The following is a 19476-nucleotide window of genomic DNA, read 5'->3' as shown; positions in this document are numbered from 1 at the left end:
TAAGTTCGATCGCTCTAGAGGCAACACCAATAGCTCGACTTAATACCATTATGATAAGTTTCCAGTGAACCCATACCAACCAAACCCAGAACCCACGAGAGAAACTTCCGTTCGTCACAGCTTGCTAGCTCCCGATTTGATCCGAGCTGCTCGATCGGCCTATGGTATGTATCTGAAAGTGCATTCCGAGCAGATGCAGCGTCCGGCCGGTGTAGTTGTCAGTCAAGGAAGCGATCGAGGCCAGGTAATTTTTGCTTCGCAGCCAATTTTATTGCCCGGTGAACGTTTTGTTACTTTTGACGAAATTGAATCTCAAATGTATTAATTGGTAATTGGGCATTGGGCATTGGGCATTGGGCATTGGGCATTGGGCATTGGGCATTGGGCATTGACAACTAATATTTATGTTTGCTCGAACGAGTGTCAAAAAATAGGTTTGTGGTGAGAACTTTAGTCCTCAGAATTTGACTTTTGACTAAAGTCCCTACTACAAACCTTATTGGTAATTGACGGAGAACAATCTAACAATTAATAAATAACCACAGTCAACAGACAACAGTCAGCAGACAACAGTCAACAGACAACAGTCAACAGTCAACAGTCAACAGTCAACAGTCAACAGTCAAAAGACAACTTAATGGAAATAATCTTTAATTCCCTTGTCACGGCGATCGTCTTTATTTTCGGAGCGGCTATTGGCAGCTTTCTAAATGTGGTAGTCTATCGGTTGCCTGCCGGTTTGTCGGTGATCCACCCTCCTTCTCGCTGTCCCAAATGTTTAAATCAACTCAGAAATTACGAAAATATACCCGTTTTCGGTTGGCTGTGGCTGCGGGGACGCTGCAATCACTGCCACAGTCGCATTTCTGCCCGCTATCCGCTGGTGGAAGCAGCTACGGGTTTGCTATTTTTGCTGATCTTCTGGCGGTTTGGCGTAACAGTGCAAACTCTTGGTTTTTGGGCTTTGTTTAGCTGGCTGTTAGCTTTGTCTTTGATTGATTGCGATACAATGACTTTGCCTAATTCTTTAACTCGATCGGGTTTGGTGCTCGGATTGGTTTTCCAGGTGGCGAAAGGTTGGTGGCCGACATTTAGTTTGATCGACTCGGTAAACTATCTGGTACTCGATGGGATCGCCGGAGCAGTTGTCGGGTTGTGGCTGTTTGATGCGATCGGACTCGCCGGGACGATCGGACTGGGGCAGAATGCTATGGGGGCCGGAGATACCAAATTGGCGGCCTTGATGGGAGCTTGGCTGGGCTGGAAATACTTGCTGCTAGCGGGATTTATTGCCTGTGTAGCCGGAGCTTTTGCAGGTGGCGGGGCGATCGCTATCGGGTTACTCGATCGGCGTCAACCCATGCCTTTCGGGCCGTTTCTGGCTCTCGGTGCAGCAATTACTGCTCTGTGGGGCGAAGCGATCTTATCTAGTTACTTCCAGTTGTTTTTCCCGAATTTTAGTTTCTGATCGGCAGGTAGTCAGGCGCGATCGAACATAATATTGTCTCAAAAATTGGTAAAATTGTTCCGTGTCTTGGATTACACTTACAACTACTAGCTTTCGTTGGGAAGCGGAATTAATGCAGCAGCTCCTAGCTGCTCATGAAATCCCGGCCCGGATTGTAGACTTGGGCATAGCATCTTATTTCGGGGCTGGAAGTGCTACAGCCCTGCAAGTTCTTCCACAACACCAGCGAACAGCATGGCTCCTCATCAGTCCAGTTGAAGAGGACAATAGTCAGTAGTCAAGTCTGTTGTTTATTGTCTGTTGTTATGGGTTATTGGTTATTAGTTATTAGTTATTGGTAGCAGCTAACAACTCACAAATAAAAACAGCCAACAGCCAACAGCCAACAGTCAACAGCCAACAGTCAACAGTCAACAGTCAACAGTTAACAATTACCAAGTTTTAATGTCTCTATTTGATTGGTTTGCAAATCGACGAAAATCAGTACCGAACTCCCAAGAACGGCCGGAACGAGAAATTGCGGACGGGCTTTGGAATAAATGCGAAGCTTGCGATGCCCTGAGTTATACCAAAGACCTGCGAGCAAATCAAATGGTTTGCTTGGAATGCGGGCATCATATCAGAGTTTACAGTGACGATCGCATCGAACAGTTGATCGATCCCAATACCTGGGTACCCATTAACGAAGGACTGCACGCCACCGATCCCCTGAAATTTCGCGATCGAAAAAAATATAGCGATCGACTCCGAGAATTTCAAGAAAAAACAGGCCACCTAGACGCCGTAGAAACAGGCATCGGCAAACTCGAAAATTTGCCCGTCGCCCTCGGAGTCATGGAATTTCAGTTCATCGGCGGCAGCATGGGCTCAGTTGTCGGAGAAAAGCTAACTCGCCTCATCGAACACGCCACGCGGGAACGCTTGTCCGTGATCATTGTCTGCGCTTCTGGCGGTGCGAGAATGCAAGAAGGAATGCTCAGCTTGATGCAAATGGCTAAAATTTCCGGCGCTCTGGAACGCCACCGGGAAGCGAGACTGCTTTACATCCCAATTTTGACCCACCCGACCACCGGCGGCGTCACCGCCAGTTTTGCCATGCTGGGAGACATTATAATTGCAGAGCCAAAAGCTACTGTGGCCTTTACGGGCGGCCGGGTAATCGAGCAAACTCTGCGGGAAAAGCTGCCGGAAAATTATCAAACTTCCGAATACTCCTTCGCCCACGGTTTTGTAGACTTGATCGTACCTCGGACTCAATTAAAGAAAACTCTCGGTCAGCTCATCAGTCTGCACCAGCCCCAGCCGTTCTTGGCTGGCTCGGAATTCTCCGCCCTTGATGGCAGCGAGGGCCACGCTCTGCCCCCGCAGACTCACGCTTTCAAGCTGTCTCCCTAAGCAGCACCGCCGGATGATTGTCTATTGGTGAGTCTGGGGCACAGAGGGAAATTTCTGAGGAATTACGAAAAACCCGGCTTCTACCCAAAATATTGAGTTTGGTAACGAGACGTTCACGCAGACACCGGGTTTTGAACCCCGCCCGCGCAAGTGCTATTGGTAATAACGACGCAGCAGTGGGATGATATTGATCAGAAGTTGATTGGCCCTGAAGTTAGGCTGGGCAAAAATGCCTAGTCGCAGTTAGCGGTTAGTTAGCTTGCGATAGATCAAACAAAATCTCAGAACAAACTAACAGAACAAGCTAACAGCGCTTTCTAAAATTGTCCGGCTTTCAGTTAATAGCCGTCAACTCAATTTTGACCTGTCAGCGACCTAAAAATTATGGGTTTTGCAGACCTGTCCATCGCAGAAATAGCAGAGGACTTCAACGTCCCTGTTGAAGAAGTTATCCGCTTGTGCGATGAGTTGGAAATTGCCTACAAGCACCCTCAAACCCGTTTGGCTTTGGAGGATGTTAAGGCAATTATGTCCACTCTCGAAAAAAGGCGCGACTCAAAACTTCTTGCAGATTAGATCGCAAAATTCCTCTACCTTTAAAGGTATGGCTGCACAAACTTTGGCTAGTTGTTGCAGAAAGAGGGAATTTTGAACACAAATCTGTTTGCCAGGTATGATCTCTTAGCGTTCAATAATTTGCCGGATTTTTTTAAGGAGAACCATGCTTAAAAGATATTTCATTGCTCTGACCACTGTATTCTTGACATTTCAGTTATTTGTCAGCAGTGCGATGGCTATCGAACTGAGTCCTGAACTTCGCACTCTGCCTTTGAATGACAAGGGTACTCCAGTGGTGCTGAGCCTCAAACAAGTTGAGCAAGGCAAACGCCTGTTCAATTCGGCTTGCGCTCAATGTCACGCTGCGGGCATGACCAAAACTGACCCGAACGTGAATTTGAGCCCGGAAACTCTGGCTTTGGCCAACCCGCCCCGGAATAATATTGAGTCGCTGGTGGACTTTATGAAAAATCCCACCACTTATGACGGGTTTGAGGAAATTTCGGAACTGCATCCGAGCATGAAGAGTGCGGATATTTTCGCTGAGATGAGAAATCTCTCGGATGACGATTTGTACGCGATTGCCGGTCACATTCTGTTGCAGCCAAAAATTGTCTCCAAGCAGTGGGCTGGTGGCAAAGGCGCTCGCTAATCGATTTTAGATTTTAGATTTTAGATTTTGGATTTTGGATTGGGAGAGCGCTGAAGTTCGGCAATAATTGCTGGCTGGTCGTTTTTCGCTCTAAAATCTGAAATCTAAAATTTACCTCCGGCTCATTGATTCTCGCAAAAGGTTGTAGTCCCTCATGCTGCGTCGTGGTGCTTTTGTCTGCTTTCTGTTGGGGATGTTAATTATTTTGCCCGTGCTGTTGGCTCCTCAACCTGTTTTGGCTGCTGCCGATTCTTACGTCAATAGGTATTTACAAGCCAGCGAACCTGTGGCTCTGGAGTTGGACTCTGAGGGACATACTCGCTTGTTTTCGGCTCAGGATTTGTCTGCGGGCAAGGTGTTGTTCGAGCAAAGTTGCCTGAATTGTCACGTCGGAGGTGCTAATTTGCCCGATCCGACGATATCTCTGTCTTTGGCTGACCTCAAGGGGGCAACGCCTCCCCGCAACAACATCAATAGTCTGGTGGCGTATCTGAGAGAACCGATGACTTATGACGGTACTGAGGAGACTTTTTGGTGCCGCCAAGTGCCGGAAAGCTGGATGCCACAGGCTGAGATTGAAAATTTAGCGGCTTTTGTGATCCGGGCTGCTCAGAAAGCTCCGGGCTGGGGCGTGGAGAATTTTGAGAGTTGAACTGCCACTGCCAAAAAGTGGTAAATTACTCGGAAGAAGGCGATACGAGTGTGCGATCGCGCCTGTTTTAACAGGTAAAATATCTAAAGAATCACCCTTTGCGTGTCCATTAGAGGAGAACTGTGTTGAAAAGACTCTTATCGATCGCCCTGTTAGCGATCGCAATTTTTACCGTCGGCTTTGGCCGCCCTGCTTTGGCAGGTGATGCTGCTAACGGAGCTAAAATCTTTAGCTCCAACTGTGCTGCTTGTCACATCGGTGGCGGCAACGTGGTTATGGCCATGAAAACCTTGAAAAAGGACGCTCTTGAGAAGTACGGCATGAATTCTCTGGAAGCTATTACCACTCAGGTAACTAAGGGCAAAAATGCTATGCCTGCTTTCGCCGGCCGCTTGAAGCCCGAACAAATCGAGGATGTAGCAACCTACGTGCTCTCGCAATCTGAGAAAGACTGGAAAGGCTAAACTGCCTCTTTGAAGTCGGGCAGCCTGGACGGGTTTGATTAAATTTAAAGCTTGTCCTCCCGATCGCACCCTCTCTCACCCTTTGGCGAATAAATATCAGTTTGCAGCGATCTTAACCTATTTGGGAAAGCGCGCCAGAAATCCAATTTTTATGAGTTCAAGGGTGAGGGAGGGTAATTTTATTTTAGATTTTAGATTTTAGATTTTAGATTTTAGATTTTAGATTTTAGATTCGTAAATGCTGATTTAGTAGAAATTGTCAAGCACTTTATATTAAGATTTATTCGGGTTGCGCTTCCTAATTAAAAGTGTGTGCTAGGATATAACCCCTTATTAGCAAAGCTTTGAAATCGAGATTAAAGTCGATCAGCAAAGTGGAATCTACACCTGCCATGAACGTAAAAACATCAGCAAAAGTTAAAACTCAAGTTAAAACTCTCGGAGACGCTGCATCTGGGGCGATTGAGAAATATTTCCGCAAAAGTGTAGCGCACGAGGCTGAAGTTATCAAAGACAAAGACGCGGAAGAACTTCATCAAATGCGCGTGGGATTGAGACGTTTGCGATCGGCTGTGACTGGTTTTGCTCCGGTTTTAGATTGGCCAAAAGAGGCTTCGGAACGTAAAATTGGTAAGGTGGGGCGGATTCTGGGAACGCTCAGGGATTTGGATGTGATGCTCGAAAGTCTCCAAAACCGCTATTACCAGAATTTGCCGACTGAGGAACAGAAAGTTTTGGATAAGGCTTTGTCGAATTTGCTCAAACAGCGCCACCGGGCTTTGAAAGGGGTGAGGGCAATTTTAGATCACAAAACCTACGAATCGCTGAAGGAGTCGATCGAGGATTGGCTGGAAAAACCGCAGTTTCAGGCGATCGAACATTTGCCAATTACTGAGGTTTTGCCAGATTTACTGTTACCTCAAGTCAGTGAGTTTTTCCTGCATCCGGCTTGGCTGTTGGGCACAGAATATGAGGATGGCAAAGTTAAAGTTGTTGATGATTTAAATGCTGAGGCTGTCGAAGAGAAGTTAGCAGCCGAGGGAACTATTCTGCACGATTTGCGGAAGCAAGCTAAGCGGGTTCGCTATTTGATGAATCTGTTTGGAGATTTTTACAGCGAGACTTACGAAGTTTATGTCGAAGATGTGAAAGCTATTCAGGAATGTTTGGGCGATATTCAAGACAGTGAAGTTTTAGACGAGTTTCTGACAGATTTTGTCGATCGCGATTTGAAAAAAGAGTTGCCCAAGTTGGCTGGTTTGTTAGCCGAAAATCGCTATGCAGCTTGGCAAAAATGGCAGGTTTTGCAGCGCAGGTATTTGAATTCAGAAATTCGGCAAGGCTTGCGATCTGCTTTAATTCATCCTGTGGTTGAAGATACTGCGAGGGAAGATTCGTCGCAGGAAAGTTAGGTTTTTCGGGCCCAGAGAATGCGATCGACTGGCGGGAGGAATTAAAAGAGGGATATTTGGAGGGACACGGCATTGCAGTGTCCTTCATTGTGTAACTCAATAAAGGGCGATCGCGCTTTGGGATAGGTTCAAGAAAAAATCTTAACAATTATTCTTTCCAGTAACATCGTTTCCGGTTGCATCAGAATCATAAAATCGAGTCAACAGTTAACACTCACATATTCAGTTTTTCGACTCCTCCTTCTACAGTCAACAGTCAACAATCATTCCGGTATAACCGGAATTGATATAACGAGTTAAAATCCGAATTACTTCACCAGGTGAAGTAAAAGAAAGGACGATAGCGTTTTTTACCATACCAAGTCACGACTGCAACCACTTCATAAACTTATTCGTCGCAGTACCAATAGACTCTCCGACTTGTTTCTTCAACCGCCACCGCTGAAACGCTTGTTCGTAATCTTCGCCTTCAGTTTGATAAACATTCCAAGCATTTAGTGACAATCCCAATCCCCACGTTAGTAAAATGAACAGCGACCAAGAAAGCTCGTGCGATGCTGCTAGATTAAACAAAACTAGAAAAGTATTGATAATTGCGTACTTGGTCACATTTTTCTGCAATTTGCGACGACGGTAAGAGTTAAAAACCAGCTTTTCTTGAACTTCTCCTCTAGTTGCTAACCATTGCTGTTCCGCCGCTACAATATCCTGTTCGGAAATGCCCAATTCCGCTGCAATCTCGAAAAGCTGTACTCTGGATAATTCTCCTTCATCTTGTCGCCGCGCGATCGCAAGCTGTAAAATACCCTGAGCATCCTCTGAACCGTAAATGTGATTTATTTGACTTTCATTTGTCGCCATAAGAGGTTTCCGATAATTCCTGACATCCTTTCTATGATAAATATAGAGGCAGTTAAACGACAGGTAGTGACATTGGCGGATTTCAACACCCGGACATTTGAGTGAGCGAGACTCCTGACTATGGGAGGGAAAATCGAAGAACCGATATATTTCCCCAAATTACAACTAATTAATTTCCCGAACTGTGACTAAGTTTGCTATCTCGTTTCAACATAAACTGATAAAATATCCCAAACAAAATCACCGCAATCATGCCCACGACTAAAGAACCTTCACCCTCATGCCAATATTTAAACAAATCTAGGCGATTAGATGCAACTAACAATGCCATTCCCGCCACTCGAAAAACATTAATAATAAAACCACAAATGACAGCGACACCTATTACCAAAGCCTTATTTTGTTTAGTAGGAAACATCACCAAACAAACTACAGATAAACCTAATAAGTAATTCATTGCCTCTATACCCGAACAACCCCCATTTACCAACACCCTTCCTGTCGGTAAAGCAACATAATTACCGTCACGTGTTACATCAAAACCGACATACCACAAAGAATAATAAGCAAATTTAGCAGTAAGCGAGGCAACAAAATCCACTAAAGGTAACGTAATGACACTGGGGGTGCCATGAAAAAATAGTATTACCAATTCACGCCAATATAGTTTTAAGTTCTGAAAACCTACCGCAATTAGGCTCAAACCTAAACCAGACAAAAAAGGTGCCAGTCTTAAAAAAGGATCGAATTTACTGGAAACCACAGCACTTTTAAATAAAATAAAAGCTATTAATATTGTCCCAGCGACTATCGACCATAGGTCACTTTTTATATCACTCTGTTTGAGAATATCCTGATTGTCCCAAAGCAGGGAACCCACAGCGCACCAAAAAACTATACTCATCCAAAAATGAGCAACATCGTCGAGTTTCCACAGGAGTGTCATATTCAGAGTTACTAAAGCTGTGGCGATAATGATGAGCCAAAAAAGTTTTCTCTTGAACATTTTAGATATTAGTTATTAGTTGATTGATGAGAGCAATACTTCGGACAGTTTGTGATTGTCAACCCTAGAATAAAGGTTTCCAGTCGATGCGGCAGTCGAAGTACCAACGAAAAATCCAGGTTTTCAGACTCGGAACTAAAAACAGCTCAGACTATTGTTTGTTAGATCATATCATAAAAATAGTAGGGGATGTAAACAACTCATTAGCTTGAACCCCTCCTACGGAAAGGACTCGGAGGATTTTAAGGGCTGTAAATCTTTGAGATGAGGTTAGTAGACATTCAGGAATTTGATGGGTAGTGAAACTCAGATGCAACCCATAGCTCAGCATTAGGACACCTATGGAAAAGATGGCTACTCGAAATGATTGGTTGGGTGCCTAGCACTGGCTTACTCAGTCGGTGTAAGCAAAAACTACCAAGGGAGTGAATCAACAATAATTAAAAATAAGTAGCCTTAATGAGGCTTGGGTTTTTTGAGAGTAGACGCAATTGGCACACCGCAGGGTGTGACACTGAGGTTTGAGTAAATAAGGTTCAGCGAGTTAGACATTGAGCAATGCTCCATGGTGATTATCTGCTTTTAAAGAATCTCAGTGCCTTTATAGCAATCCTCGCATCATTTGTAAATTTCTTACTTCCGAGCAAGCGGGTTCGGGGAGGGTTGGGGTGGGGTAAAAAACTTACGACTCCTGCAAGGGTTGCTATATATGGGAAATGCTTCAGAAACGGTCTTATGGTAGTTCTTAAATGTGCGGTCTAGGGGCGATTTGACGGGAGCATCTCAATGAAAGCAGACAAGCTAGAAATTGGAGGCAGCAGCCAGGAGGAAAAAGGAAGAAAAAAGGAGCCAAAAGAAGTGTTTTTACAAATATGAGATGCTCTGAGTTCGGTTTCAAAGTCTGGGGTGTTCACGGTGGCGCGCTATCAGATACTAAAAAACCTGGTTTCACCAAGAAACCAGGTTTTTAGCTCGAACATAAAATAATCAGTGTGGCATCAAGCCAGAATCGAAAACGAGTTCAAACGATCGCCTATTCAGCTTTTTGAGCTTGAGCGCGTTGCTTTTTGAACTTAGCACCAAACCCAACAGCAGCAGCAGCAGCAAGCATTGTTAAAGGTTCAGGAGTAGCTTCAGTGTTGCTAGTGCTGCTGATGTAAGAATCGCTTGCACCATTAGGTAAGGCTTGAACGTGCAAACCTAATTTTAAGGCACCGGTATTCAAAGCGGAAACTACGTTAGCATAATTTCCTGTAAAGCTCACTCCGAAAGTTTCGGCACCTTGGACACCCCATTTATTACCACCACCATTATCCCTGGTGAAGGCATAGTCTGTAGTGAAACCATTACCACCTTGAGGCAACTGATCGTTACTAGCACCACCACTAAAGGATACGGTACCAACGTTACCAACGTTAGCTACGGCATTAGACAGATAGCCATTATCATCAAAAAGAACTTTACCGATAAACATACTCGGGGCTGAAACATTTCCCGAGTTGGAGATGTTAAAAAGAACTGATGCACCTTGGTCAATTACGTCAAATGAAAAGCTACTTAGATAGTTATCTCCAACCGTATCGCCACCAGCGATATTACCAAAGCTGAAGGCAGAGGCAGGTGCTGCTGAGACTGCACTAACAGTGGCGATACCGGCAACAGCTAAAATAGATTTGACTAAGTTTAATTGGAATTTCATGGTTGATACCTTTATTTTTATGTTGAGTGGAAGCAGGTTTTTTTCGTTCACATATTCAATCTAAAGCAAAGCACAGGTTAATGCAAGTAGTTTTGATAAAGATTCGATGAAGATTGAGAATAAGCTGATTGGATTTAGGAAAAACGCCTAAATAGAGGGCTTCTAGCTAGCTATTTCCTATGGCGTGCCTCAAAAAATAGGGGTGCTGCCATCCGGATTTTAGTCCTGACTTTTCTCTCTTTTAAAAAGCTATAACTCACCTCCCTCAACAGGGTTGTCACACAGCATAATTACTGATAAAACTCTTTTTAATCTCTAAAGTATGCCCTTAAAAAGTTTTTTATCCGTGAATGTACGGTAGAAAAGTTTAAGTGATAGGTTGATTGGTGGGTAAAAACAGGTAAAAACCGATCCAGAAAGTTGAAGCTGCGGAATGTGGGCTATAACTCAGGACACAATCTGGGCTCATATTCGGTGCGTCGATTCTCGCTTTCGGATTCAGCAACCAGCGCCATTTAGACTTATATGTTGCAGCATTATCAAGATCGGACTCTGGGGCCCGTTCCACAAAGAATGAGTTTTCTTGTGGCGAGTAGGGGGTGGGCAGGAGAGGCCACCCAAAACAGGCTTGTTGATCAGGGTGCAACATCTCTGTTTAGAGACCAATGGTTTTGGTGCTCGTTATTATCTGTGACGCCTGAACTTTGACTGAGTAAAGGGACGACTCGACTTTCTGGGACATAGTTTGCGGAACACCTCTACAGTCAGGGCTGTTTCGGGGCAACCACGGGGGGATTGGCCCTACGGAAAATCAGCCTTTTGTACGAGTCGTGCCAAGAATGCCTATCCATCCAGAATTTGTTAGGCATTTGGTGGGATTGGGGCAACCACGGGATTGGGGCAACGACAGGGGGCAGGCCCTACAAGAGAATGAAACAGCCCTGCGTCTACCGTAGAAGGCGCGGTGGTCGTTATCTAAAAATGTTGGGACTAATAATTCTATTTCTGGGTCTGTTTTCGCTAAAAATGGGTTAATATTATTTTTCCAAAAAAGCTCGATTCCAAGATTTAACGGGTGATAAGCAAGTAGAAATACTTGACGCAGTAAAGGTTTGAGTAGCTTGTTATCAAAAAAATGTGTGCGTGCGATCGCTAATTTTTAGAGTTTCTACAGGGTAGAATCACGATCGTTCGTGTTCGCTACCATTTAAATGGTCAATAAACTTGTGATAATTACTACTCTCTTGAGCGAGGTTCAAGAGCCTAAACCCTCTAAATATCAAGGTTTCAGCGGCTTTCTCACTCCGTCAATTCCCAGATTCAGTTTGGCACTGTTTGAGGACAGCAGGAGGAACTGTCGCAGTCAGCAAAAATTTTCCCAGCCGTTGATTGAAGGTTCTCCGAGACGATCGACTCATTTGACATCTAAATGATCAGCGATCGCCTGATTGATATGGCGATCGACTAACTCACTCTTTTAAGATACAAGGGGCGGGTTTTTGAGATTGTCAATTATTGGCAGGTATTGTTGGCTCACGGGCCCCTACCGTATTAGGGGTAATCGACCGGACATAATATGACAAGCCAGCAAAAGCGGAAAACACGGCGAAAATCCGATCGACTGGTGGGCCTGGTGCGACGAAGCCTGAGAAAGGGCTCGGAGGGAAAAGAAACCGATTTTTCTGTCAATTCGCTACTCTAGCTGCCACTGGTTTAGGGTGATGGAAGGGGAAGCATTTTGCGATCGGGCGATCGTCCAATACATGAATTCGCACTTTATACCGATAAAAAGCGCTTTTCACTGTCCCACCTGTTTCTTCAACGGCCACCGCCCAAACGCTTTTTCGTACTCTTCCCCTTCAGTTCGATCGACATTCCCAGCATTCAGCGACAATCCCAAGTCCACCGCGGATTTCAACACCCTTTTAAGAACAGGCAAGATACCTGTTCGACAACAGAGTCTACTTATTATGGAACAGGCAAGATGCCTGTTCCCGATAGAGGTAAAAAATACTAATAACTAACCCAAAGTATACATCCAGCCATCCCTCGCGCAAATCCTCACAATTCCGTCCCAAACTACAGGCGTCGCCTCAAAGGACAAACCCGGCTTAAATCTCCCCGATTCTATTACTTTCAAACGGTAAAACTCCCCTTTAGCATTTTTCAACGCATTCTGATCCCCCGACTTTGCTCGTTCCCAATTTAAATTGAACAAATAAACACCGTTGTATCCCGCACTGATCAGTTTATTGCCATCGGTAAAAATCGGAGTCGAAATTGAAGAACCAATCGCTTTTTTAAATACTATTACCGGAGTATCGTAAGACTGGCTTCGCCAAGGCACATAATTTTTTTTACCTGTAATCATATCTTGGGAACCGATGTACAAATTGCCGTCGAGCGCATTTGTGGCAAACAGCGCCGGAAACTCCCCTGAATTGTACTCGTCATTCAACGCCACCGAGCCAATTATCCCGCCTTCCCAGCTAGAAAGTCGGCGATTTCCGGTAGGCAAAAACCATTCGACGCTGGCATTCGGTTCCTTGTTGGGATTCAGCTTCAGCACTCCGCCGTTGCCCTGAATGTATTGTTTTTCAATGGCACAAAACAGTTTCCCTGATTTAGAGATTACAGCACTTCCATCTAAATCTGAACCCGTATAAAAATCCCAAACTATCTTTTTACTTTCAATGCTAATACCGTAAATATGACCGGAACCAGCAGCTATAAATATTCTATCTTTGAACCGTGATGGCGATGACTCCGCTACCAAGTTTCCGCCGTGCTTCCTAATATCTCCTGCTGCATAAAGCTGTACTTCCGACAAGATATTTGGCTGCTTGATGCCTTGTTTGATTTTTGCACTGCTTGTGGAACTATCAAGAAAATAGCCGATCGCATTTTCCCCCGCATTGAACAAAACTCCACCGCCGAGATCCAAAGCGCTGCTGTCATTATCTCGACTGTAGCTGGGTGTTTTCCTGATGTCCAATTTCCAAAGTTCTTTGCCAGTTCTAAAAGATATTGCCCTAAAACTCGGCACGACACTTTTGCCACCACCGCCACTGCGGCTTCCCTGCAAAATTACAATTCTGTTTTCGGCGCTAGCTTTTTGATCGATATAAATCGTTGATGAACCTTTGATTACATCATCAAATTTATAGCGCCAAACTTCTTTATTAGTAGCAATATCTATTTTTCGCAAATTGTGGTCATAAGCACCTATAATTAAATAAGTTTTTCCCCCGTCTCTGGTAATGGTCGGCTGTCCTGTCCAACCGGCACCGCTCCAAACTACAGACCGCCTTCCCAGGAAAGTCCGGCCGCCGCCTAGTTGAAATTTGTCGATTAACTTCAAGCTTTTCGGAACACCTCTGCCGTAAAACCGACGCTTGTCGTTACCTAAAAAGGTCGGAACTAATAATTCTATTTCTGGGTCTGCTTTAGCCAGGAAATTGTTAAGATTAGTTTCTAATAAAGCTTGATCCGAGGATTCAGTTTGGCTCAGTTTGATAACAGCAGGAGGAACAGCAGCGCTCAGCAAAAATTGTCCTAGCTGTTGATTGAAGGTTCTCCGAGATGATAAGCTCATATTAGATCGAGATAATCAGCCTTAATATTAAAACATAATTATCAGCAACAACTCAACTAAAACATCTCGCGCTAAACTGCTAGAGGACTGACAAGCTTACCCAGCACAAGTAAAAGTATATTTGATTATGGTCAACCGTCTTGCTCAATCCCAAAGCCTTTACCTGCGGAAACACGCCGAAAATCCGATCGACTGGTGGCCCTGGTGCGACGAAGCTTTGGAAGCGGCCCGAAGCGAAAATAAACCGATTTTCCTGTCAATTGGCTACTCTAGCTGCCACTGGTGTACGGTGATGGAAGGGGAAGCATTTTCCGATGGCGCGATCGCCCAATACATGAATTCGCACTTTATACCGATAAAAGTCGATCGCGAAGAACGCCCGGATATCGACAGCATTTATATGCAAACCTTGCAAATGATGACCGGTCAAGGCGGTTGGCCGCTCAACGTTTTTCTCACTCCAGACGAGCGAGTTCCATTCTACGGAGGCACTTATTTCCCCGTAGAACCGCGCTACGGACGGCCGGGATTTTTAGAAGTTTTGCAAGCAATTCGCCGCTTTTACGACACAGAAAAAGGCAAAGTAGAATCCTTCAAAGCAGAGATTTTAGGCAACCTCCAACAGTCGGCAGCGCTGTCAGGAGTGACAGCCGAATTAAATCGCGAACTCTTCCAAAAAGGGTTAGAAATCAACACCGCAATTATTGCGGGCAGCAACCCCGGCCCCAGTTTTCCGATGATACCTTATGCTGAGCTAGCACTGCGGGGAACGCGATTTAATTTTGAGTCAAAATACGACAGCAAACAAGTCTGCACTCAGCGCGGATTAGACTTAGCATTGGGCGGCATTTACGACCACGTAGGAGGCGGATTTCACCGCTACACGGTTGACGCGACTTGGACTGTGCCACACTTTGAAAAAATGCTCTACGACAACGGTCAAATTGTTGAGTATTTAGCAAATTTGTGGAGCGCGGGAATACAAGAACCGGCTTTTGAAAGTGCGATCGCGGGGACAGTAGAATGGTTGAAGCGAGAAATGACCGCGCCGACAGGTTATTTTTATGCTGCACAGGATGCTGACAGCTTTAACACTTCTGAAGAAGTTGAACCGGAAGAAGGAGCATTTTATGTCTGGACTTATGCCGAACTGGAACAACTATTAACTGCTGAGGAATTGGCGGAAATTAAAGCACAGTTTACTGTTAGTCGCAGCGGCAATTTTGAAGGCAATAATGTATTGCAGCGCCGCCATCCAGGAAAACTGAGCGACACAGTAGAAACGGCTTTGGCTAAACTCTTTGCTGTTCGCTACGGTGGCAATCCTGATACTGTAAAAACCTTTCCGCCAGCGCGCAACAATCAAGAAGCTAAAAACGACAGTTGGCCGGGTAGAATTCCCGCCGTTACTGACACGAAAATGATTGCTGCTTGGAATAGCTTAATGATTTCGGGTTTAGCCCGCGCTGCGGCTGTTTTTGGGAATTGGGAATATCTGGAATTAGCTGTGAAAGCGGCTAAGTTTATTTTAGACAATCAGTGGACGGATGGGCGGTTTCAGCGGTTGAATTATGACGGACAATCTGCTGTTACCGCGCAGTCGGAAGATTATGCTTTGTTTGTGAAAGCTTTGTTGGATTTGCATCAAGCGAGTTTGACTTTAGGCAATGGGGAAGAGGCAAAACAGTTGCCTAATTCTCAGTTTTGGTTGGAGAAAGCTGTGCAGGTGCAAGAAGAGTTTGATGAGTTTTTGTGGAGCGTGGAATTGGGAGGATATTACAATACTGCTAAGGATGCTAGCGGGGATTTGTTGGTGCGGGAACGCAGCTATATAGACAATGCAACTCCGGCGGCGAATGGAATTGCGATCGCCTCTTTGGTTCGCCTCGCGCTGTTGGGCCCGAATTTGGAATATCTCGATCGCGCGGAGCAAGGTTTGCAAGCTTTCAGCAGTATTGTGCAAGATGCTCCCCAAGCTTGTCCGAGTCTACTTTCGGCGATCGACTGGTATCAGCATTCTACCCTGATTCGCACGTCACCAGACCAGATTTCGGGGTTGATTTCGCAGTATTATCCTACTGCTGTCTGTCAGATTGAGGCTGATTTGCCTGAAGGTGTTATCGGGTTAGTTTGTGAGTGTTTGACTTGCAAGGAACCTGCGAAAAGTCAAGAGCGACTGTTGGAGGAAATTTTGCAAAGTCAAACGCGAATTTAGCACCAATACTGTCTATATTATTGAACCGCGAAGACGGCCAGAAAGAAGGAGGAAGCAGAAGGAAAAAGTAGATTATCTTCTACCGGGAAGGAATCGCATTTTCAGTCTGCCCCTCAATCTTCCAAAGAATCTCAGTGGCTTCAGCCCGCTTGAGTGTCAACAAATGCAAATACTTTCCGGCGGCACTGCCACTCGAACGCTGTCGCCGACTTGGTGTCGCTGCAAGTCATCTCTGTGCAAGTTTTGTCGGCGAAGGGCGATCGAACTTTTAGCAGTCAACCGCACCGTATAGCGCGTGTCAGTGCCAATATAAATAGCCTCTTCTACTATTCCCGGCCAGCTATTTCCATCCTCATAATTAGCCGGATAAATAGCAGCTTTTTCTGGCCGCAACACCAGGGTGACAACTTTCCCAGCGGGGATATCTTCGGCTGTTGCAACTAACACGGGCAACTCCTGGTCAACCAACACGATTATTTTACCGTTTTGCTTTTCTACTACTCGACCACTTAAAAAATTACTGTCGCCAATAAAATCAGCAACAAACCGCGTTTTAGGATATTCATAAATATCAACAGGCGTCCCAACTTGTTGCAGTTTTCCTCCATCCATCACTGCAATTCTGTCCGACATTGTTAGTGCTTCTTCTTGATCGTGAGTTACATAAATAAACGTAATTCCCAATTTTCGCTGCATTTTTTTTAATTCTAACTGCATCTCTTTACGCAATTTTAAATCCAGCGCTCCCAGGGGTTCATCTAACAGCAAAACAGACGGCTGCTTGACTAATGCTCTTGCTAGTGCTACTCGCTGCTGCTGTCCCCCTGACAGTTGGCGGGGATAGCGTTTTCCTACATCGGTTAACTGTACTAATGCTAAGGTTTCAGCAACGCGATCGCGAATTGTTTTCTGAGGCAAATTCTCCATTTCCAAGCCAAAAGCGACATTTTGTGCTACTGTCATGTGCGGAAATAAAGCATAATTTTGAAATACCGTATTTACTGGGCGGTGAAATGGCGGGCGATTTTGCATCGGTTGGCCGTGAATGTAAATTTCGCCCGCTGTGGGAATTTCAAAACCAGCGATCATTCGCAAAGTTGTAGTTTTGCCGCAGCCGGAAGGGCCGAGTAAAGAAAAGAATTCTCGATCGTAAATTTGCAGGTTGATGTTATCTACAGCTAAGAAATCTTGACTGCGGACACTTTTAAATACTTTGGAAACTTCTAAAACTTCGACAGAGTGCATTATTATATATCCTGGTAGGGTGCGTCAGTGATTAGCCTATAGTTTATCTAGAAAATTACGCTGTGCTGACGCACCCTACGAATTCTATCTCAGCTAATCAGGATTTAAATTGCTTATCAAATAATTTAACTCTTGTGGGGAGTAGGGGTTGGACTTCTAGCCCGCCCCCAATATGCAAGTTAAATGGGGGATAGCTTACTTTCCAGCCCCTGCTTTAACTTCCGTCCAAGCTCGATCGTACAATGCAGTTGCTTTCCCGACATCCTGCAATAATTTCATTTTGCCAAACACCTCAGCCGGCGGGTAAATTTGAGGATTTTTAAAATCTTTCGGGTCAATTAAACCTTGATCGATTGCTGTTTTGTTGGGCGATCCGAAGTGGGTAAAATTGGAAATTTGGGCGCCGACTTCTGGCTGCAAAATAAAGTTAATAAATTTCTCCGCTAACTCTTTCTGGGGCGCACCTTTGGGAATTGCCATGTTGTCAGAAAAAATGATTGTTCCTTCTTTGGGAATAGCGTAACGGATATTAGGATTTTCTGTCATCACTTGGAAAATATCGCCGCTCCATTCCATTGCCAAATTTACTTCTCCTTGATCTAGCATATTTTGCCCGGTGTCGGGGACAAAAGCTGCAATGATATTTTTACTTTTAATCAGCAAATCGCGGGCTTTGTTAATCTCTTCGGGATTGGTTGTATTTGGATCAAATCCTAAATACATTAAAACTCCTGCAAATGTGTATCGGGCATCGTCTTGCCACGCGACTTTTCCGGTATATTTTGGATCGAACATCGCCGCCCAACTGTTAATTTCTCCCTGGATTGTTTTCACGTTGTAGCCAATTCCCATCGTTCCCCACTGGTAGGGCAGGGAATATTTGTTTCCCGGATCAAAACCTTGATTGATAAACTTAGGTTCTAGGTTCTTTTGGTTGGGAATATTGTTTAAATTCAGCGGCTCAATTATATTTTCTGCGATCATGATTTTCACCATGTAATCGGCGGGAAATATTAAGTCGTAACCGGGGTTTCCCTGTTTGAGTTTGGCATAAAGTGCGTCGCTGTTCTCGAAAGTGTCGTATTGAATTTTAACATTGTTCTCTTTCTCGAATTGGGCGATCGTTTCTGGGGCGATATAACTTGCATAATTGTAAATGCTGAGCAGTTGCTGTTGGTTGCTACCTGTGCGGCTACACCCGAAAGCCATTGTTGCACTCATCACGAACAAAAGTAGGAAAGTCAGCAGGCGTTTCATAGGTTGTGTTAGTTGCAGACAAAAATAATTATGACACAGAAAGCAATTATTTTAACTTTTCTGAACTTTTAACGATGATATAACCAGCAACAAGGAAGCCAACAACATCAAAGTTGAAATGGCATTAATCGCTGGCGTCACTGAGAATTTTATCATGCCATAAACAAATAATGGTAGCGTCATGGAACCGACGCCGGTGGTAAAAAATGTCACGACAAAATCGTCTAGCGACAGAGTAAAAGCCAGCAGTGCCGCGCTGAAAATAGCGGGCCAAATCAGAGGTAGAGTGATGCGCCAAAAAGTCCGCCATTCGTTAGCGCCTAAGTCAAAAGCTGCTTGTTCTAATTGAGGATCTAGTTCCGCCAAACGCGCCCTGATAGTAATAGTCACAAAGGAAATATTAAAGACAATGTGACCGATAATTACGGTAGGTAAGCCGAGATTCAGGCGAATTCCCGTAAGATTTTCTACGATCCGAAATACTAGCGTAAAGAAAACTAGCAGCGAAATGCCGATCGTAATTTCGGGCATAATAATCGGCAAAAACAGTAAAGCTTCTACTGCTTTGCGCCCCGGAAAATGAAAGCGTTCCAGTGCTAGGGCGAGCATTGTACCAAAAATTGTCGCTAACACCGTCGAAATAGCTGCAATTAGCAAGCTGTTGTTAAGGGCTGTCCAGATTCCGGCGCTGCTACTCGTAGCAATCGTCGCGCCTGCATTGCTAAACAAACTGCGATACCAATCGAGGGTAAAGCCACGCCAAACGGCATTGAATCTGGAGGCGTTAAAGGAGTAAATAATTAAGATGAGAATTGGCAAGTAAAGAAAGGCAAATGCTAGTACAGCTTGTACCCAAAGCCACTTTTTGCCGATCGCTCGCACAAGTAAATCTAGTTTTGTTTTAGTCATTAGTCATTAGCCATTAGTCATTAGTCATTAGTCATTAGTCATTAGTCATTAGTCATTAGTCATTAGTCATTAGTCATTAGTCATTAGT

The 19476-nt window shown here is 44.7% G+C and carries 17 protein-coding genes and 1 pseudogene; 11 read left to right on the top strand and 7 right to left on the bottom strand.

Annotated features, from left to right (window positions below):
- Positions 1–64: 64 nt before the first annotated feature.
- From QUA36_RS13045 to QUA36_RS13005, 9 genes are all read left to right on the top strand, one after another.
- Positions 65–325 (top strand): hypothetical protein, encoded by a 261-nt coding sequence (locus QUA36_RS13045; protein WP_333162182.1) that lies wholly within the window; start codon positions 65–67, stop codon positions 323–325.
- A 312-nt stretch (positions 326–637) separates the two neighbouring features.
- A complete protein-coding gene (locus tag QUA36_RS13040; protein WP_333457864.1) occupies positions 638–1468 on the top strand; it encodes a prepilin peptidase in 831 nt (276 codons plus the stop codon).
- Between the two features lie 61 nt (positions 1469–1529).
- Positions 1530–1745 carry a hypothetical protein gene (locus QUA36_RS13035; protein ID WP_333102041.1) on the top strand — a complete coding sequence of 72 codons (216 nt, stop codon included), beginning with the start codon at positions 1530–1532 and terminating at the stop codon, positions 1743–1745.
- A 167-nt stretch (positions 1746–1912) separates the two neighbouring features.
- On the top strand, positions 1913–2863 hold the full coding sequence (gene accD, locus QUA36_RS13030; protein WP_333457862.1) for an acetyl-CoA carboxylase, carboxyltransferase subunit beta: 951 nt from the start codon (positions 1913–1915) through the stop codon (positions 2861–2863).
- Positions 2864–3247: 384 nt separating this feature from the next.
- Positions 3248–3439 (top strand): translation initiation factor IF-2, encoded by a 192-nt coding sequence (locus QUA36_RS13025; protein ID WP_333058460.1) that lies wholly within the window; start codon positions 3248–3250, stop codon positions 3437–3439.
- Between the two features lie 145 nt (positions 3440–3584).
- Entirely contained in the window at positions 3585–4073 is a 489-nt protein-coding gene (psbV, locus tag QUA36_RS13020; protein ID WP_333162186.1) for a photosystem II cytochrome c-550, read from the top strand.
- Between the two features lie 154 nt (positions 4074–4227).
- Positions 4228–4725 carry a photosystem II cytochrome PsbV2 gene (psbV2, locus tag QUA36_RS13015; protein ID WP_333232896.1) on the top strand — a complete coding sequence of 166 codons (498 nt, stop codon included), beginning with the start codon at positions 4228–4230 and terminating at the stop codon, positions 4723–4725.
- A gap of 125 nt (positions 4726–4850) precedes the next feature.
- Positions 4851–5189, top strand: coding sequence for a cytochrome c6 PetJ (gene petJ / locus QUA36_RS13010; RefSeq protein ID WP_333162190.1), 339 nt, complete (start codon positions 4851–4853; stop codon positions 5187–5189).
- A gap of 392 nt (positions 5190–5581) precedes the next feature.
- Complete coding sequence (locus QUA36_RS13005; RefSeq protein ID WP_333457859.1) at positions 5582–6601, top strand: CHAD domain-containing protein; 1020 nt, start codon at positions 5582–5584, stop codon at positions 6599–6601.
- Between the two features lie 363 nt (positions 6602–6964).
- Here the strand turns inward: QUA36_RS13005 and QUA36_RS13000 are convergent, their stop codons facing one another.
- The 3 genes from QUA36_RS13000 to QUA36_RS12990 form a co-directional block, all read right to left on the bottom strand.
- Positions 6965–7462 (bottom strand): 2TM domain-containing protein, encoded by a 498-nt coding sequence (locus QUA36_RS13000; RefSeq protein ID WP_333162193.1) that lies wholly within the window; start codon positions 7460–7462, stop codon positions 6965–6967.
- Positions 7463–7631: 169 nt separating this feature from the next.
- Positions 7632–8468 carry a cyanoexosortase A gene (gene crtA / locus QUA36_RS12995; protein WP_333453372.1) on the bottom strand — a complete coding sequence of 279 codons (837 nt, stop codon included), beginning with the start codon at positions 8466–8468 and terminating at the stop codon, positions 7632–7634.
- Between the two features lie 1033 nt (positions 8469–9501).
- Entirely contained in the window at positions 9502–10218 is a 717-nt protein-coding gene (locus tag QUA36_RS12990) for a PEP-CTERM sorting domain-containing protein (RefSeq protein WP_333457857.1), read from the bottom strand.
- 1565 nt (positions 10219–11783) lie between these two features.
- Here QUA36_RS12990 and QUA36_RS31350 point away from each other — a divergent pair.
- A pseudogene (locus tag QUA36_RS31350) lies at positions 11784–11957 on the top strand (DUF255 domain-containing protein); the annotation flags it as partial.
- Between the two features lie 230 nt (positions 11958–12187).
- Here QUA36_RS31350 and QUA36_RS12985 read toward each other — a convergent pair.
- Positions 12188–13762, bottom strand: a complete 1575-nt coding sequence (locus QUA36_RS12985) for an outer membrane protein assembly factor BamB family protein (protein ID WP_333457855.1) — start codon at positions 13760–13762, stop codon at positions 12188–12190.
- Positions 13763–13889: 127 nt separating this feature from the next.
- Between QUA36_RS12985 and QUA36_RS12980 the strand changes: the two genes are divergently transcribed.
- Positions 13890–15977 (top strand): thioredoxin domain-containing protein, encoded by a 2088-nt coding sequence (locus tag QUA36_RS12980; protein ID WP_333162198.1) that lies wholly within the window; start codon positions 13890–13892, stop codon positions 15975–15977.
- Between the two features lie 156 nt (positions 15978–16133).
- On the opposite strand, the gene QUA36_RS12975 is transcribed toward QUA36_RS12980, so the two are convergent.
- From QUA36_RS12975 to QUA36_RS12965, 3 genes are all read right to left on the bottom strand, one after another.
- Entirely contained in the window at positions 16134–17222 is a 1089-nt protein-coding gene (locus QUA36_RS12975) for an ABC transporter ATP-binding protein (protein WP_333457853.1), read from the bottom strand.
- Positions 17223–17417: 195 nt separating this feature from the next.
- Complete coding sequence (locus QUA36_RS12970; protein WP_333453384.1) at positions 17418–18479, bottom strand: spermidine/putrescine ABC transporter substrate-binding protein; 1062 nt, start codon at positions 18477–18479, stop codon at positions 17418–17420.
- A gap of 51 nt (positions 18480–18530) precedes the next feature.
- The gene (locus tag QUA36_RS12965; protein WP_333162204.1) at positions 18531–19388 is read right to left on the bottom strand and encodes an ABC transporter permease; all 858 of its coding nucleotides are present in this window, start codon (positions 19386–19388) and stop codon (positions 18531–18533) included.
- Positions 19389–19476: the final 88 nt, after the last annotated feature.

The sequence above is a fragment of the Microcoleus sp. Pol10D4 genome, assembly GCF_036701555.1.
Classification (GTDB): domain Bacteria; phylum Cyanobacteriota; class Cyanobacteriia; order Cyanobacteriales; family Microcoleaceae; genus Microcoleus.
This window is presented reverse-complemented; position numbering and strand designations above follow the sequence as displayed.

Coding starts and splice junctions, on each gene's coding strand:
- QUA36_RS13005 (WP_333457859.1), top strand. CDS start 5,582: ATGAACGTAAAAACATCAGCAAAAGTTAAAACTCAAGTTAAAACTCTC.
- accD (WP_333457862.1), top strand. CDS start 1,913: ATGTCTCTATTTGATTGGTTTGCAAATCGACGAAAATCAGTACCGAAC.
- QUA36_RS13025 (WP_333058460.1), top strand. CDS start 3,248: ATGGGTTTTGCAGACCTGTCCATCGCAGAAATAGCAGAGGACTTCAAC.
- crtA (WP_333453372.1), bottom strand. CDS start 8,468: ATGTTCAAGAGAAAACTTTTTTGGCTCATCATTATCGCCACAGCTTTA.
- QUA36_RS12980 (WP_333162198.1), top strand. CDS start 13,890: ATGGTCAACCGTCTTGCTCAATCCCAAAGCCTTTACCTGCGGAAACAC.
- QUA36_RS12965 (WP_333162204.1), bottom strand. CDS start 19,388: ATGACTAAAACAAAACTAGATTTACTTGTGCGAGCGATCGGCAAAAAG.
- QUA36_RS13000 (WP_333162193.1), bottom strand. CDS start 7,462: ATGGCGACAAATGAAAGTCAAATAAATCACATTTACGGTTCAGAGGAT.
- QUA36_RS12975 (WP_333457853.1), bottom strand. CDS start 17,222: ATGCACTCTGTCGAAGTTTTAGAAGTTTCCAAAGTATTTAAAAGTGTC.
- QUA36_RS12970 (WP_333453384.1), bottom strand. CDS start 18,479: ATGAAACGCCTGCTGACTTTCCTACTTTTGTTCGTGATGAGTGCAACA.
- QUA36_RS13040 (WP_333457864.1), top strand. CDS start 638: ATGGAAATAATCTTTAATTCCCTTGTCACGGCGATCGTCTTTATTTTC.
- psbV (WP_333162186.1), top strand. CDS start 3,585: ATGCTTAAAAGATATTTCATTGCTCTGACCACTGTATTCTTGACATTT.
- psbV2 (WP_333232896.1), top strand. CDS start 4,228: ATGCTGCGTCGTGGTGCTTTTGTCTGCTTTCTGTTGGGGATGTTAATT.
- QUA36_RS12985 (WP_333457855.1), bottom strand. CDS start 13,762: ATGAGCTTATCATCTCGGAGAACCTTCAATCAACAGCTAGGACAATTT.